The 1,519-nt window shown below is 59.8% G+C and carries 2 protein-coding genes and 1 pseudogene; all 3 read left to right on the top strand.

Translation table 11 applies throughout. The features are described 5' to 3' along the window. Window positions 1-195 precede the first annotated feature (195 nt). Window positions 196-867: an ArsR/SmtB family transcription factor gene (locus ABW22_RS16420; protein ID WP_059759444.1), complete on the top strand. Its 672-nt coding sequence runs from the start codon at window positions 196-198 to the stop codon at window positions 865-867. Window positions 868-911: 44 nt separating this feature from the next. After that, the gene (locus ABW22_RS16415) at window positions 912-1,262 is read left to right on the top strand and encodes a DsrE/DsrF/TusD sulfur relay family protein (protein WP_059759441.1); all 351 of its coding nucleotides are present in this window, start codon (window positions 912-914) and stop codon (window positions 1,260-1,262) included. Between the two features lie 9 nt (window positions 1,263-1,271). Beyond that, window positions 1,272-1,519, top strand: a pseudogene (locus ABW22_RS16410) (MBL fold metallo-hydrolase); the annotation flags it as partial.

Below are 1,519 nucleotides of genomic sequence, written 5' to 3'. Positions count from 1 at the left end.
TGAAGGTCGCGAGGGACAGGCAAAATCGACCCTGAGCGGCTGGTCGAGGTTTCCAGCTAACGCACACCCTGAAGCAGGCCTTGGCACGCGATGCTGACCGGCTGGTTTGTGCTTGTGAGTCGGCCGGATGCTGGCGCCCAAAAACAGAAAAATGACTACTGTTTTTTTCATTCAAATATTCGCTAGAATGTTCGAATGAACAAGCGATTACTTAAAGACCTTCTTTATGAACAGGTCGCCCGCATCGGCAAGGCCGTCTCCAGTCCGAAACGGCTGGAGTTGATGGAGTTGCTCGCGCAGGGCGAGAAGACGGTGGAGGTTCTGGCCAGCGAGTTGTCTATCGACGTCAAACTGGCCAGCGCCCATCTCAAAGCACTGCGACAAGCCCGTCTGGTGGAGAGCCGGCGCGATGGCAAGTACATGGTTTATCGGCTCAGCGGTGATGACGTCGCCAACCTGTGGGTCACGCTGAGATTGGTGGCTGAAGAGCATCTGGTCGAGCTGCAGATGGCCCTGCAACACATGGTGTCCGCGCCCGAAAAGCTTGCGCAGGTGGGACGCACCGATCTGCTTGAACAGGCGCGGCGCGGCGAGGTGATCGTTATCGATGTGCGTCCGCAGGATGAGTATCAAGTGGCTCACTTGCCGTTCGCACGCTCCATGCCCCTGCCCGAAATCGAGCGGCGCCTGGCCGAACTGCCCAAAGATCACGACATCGTGGCCTACTGTCGCGGGCCGTTTTGCATGCTGTCGGATGAGGCGCTGAAGCTGCTCTCCGGCCAGGGCTACCGGGTGCGCAAGATTCTCGATGGCGTTGCCGAATGGCAGGCCGCTGGCATGCCGGTTGAGCGGCCGCTCGAGTCCTGATCCACGCACAGTTCAACCCACAGACTCAACCCGGAGGATAGGTCATGACGTCCACACTTTTCATTCTGAATGATGCCCCGTATGGCCATGAGCGCGCCTATAACGGCCTGCGGCTGGCCAGTGCGCTGGCCGGCAAGGAAGGGCAGCAGGTGCGGCTGTTCCTGCTGGCCGACGCCGTCGGCTGCGCCAAGGCCGGCCAGAAGGTGCCGCCGGGTTATTACAACATCCAGCTCATGCTCGGCAAGGTGGCCCGGCAAGGTGAGGTGGGTCTGTGCGGGACCTGCATGGATGCGCGTGGCCTGACGGACACCGAATTGACCGATGGGGCCAAGCGTTCAACGCTCGCACAGCTGGCTGACTGGACCGCCGAAGCCGACAAGGTAATCGTTTTCTAAGGAGAAAAAATGTTTTTCAAGCAATTTGCAACGAAGGAAGCCTCGCTGTCCTATTTTTTCGGCTGTGCCACTTATGCCAGGGCCATCGCCGTGGACGTGGTGGCCGGCGACGAGGCGTGGTTCGTCGAGGAGGCACGCAAGGCCGGCGTGCAGATCACGCATGTGATCGACACCCACGTCCATGCCGATCACTATTCGGGCGGGCGCAGGCTGGCCGAAATGCTGGGCACGTCGTATTGTCTGCACGAATTCGACCA

Source organism: Thiobacillus denitrificans, from assembly GCF_001530125.1.
In the GTDB taxonomy this organism is placed as follows: Bacteria; Pseudomonadota; Gammaproteobacteria; order Burkholderiales; family Thiobacillaceae; genus Thiobacillus; species Thiobacillus denitrificans_C.
This window is presented reverse-complemented; position numbering and strand designations above follow the sequence as displayed.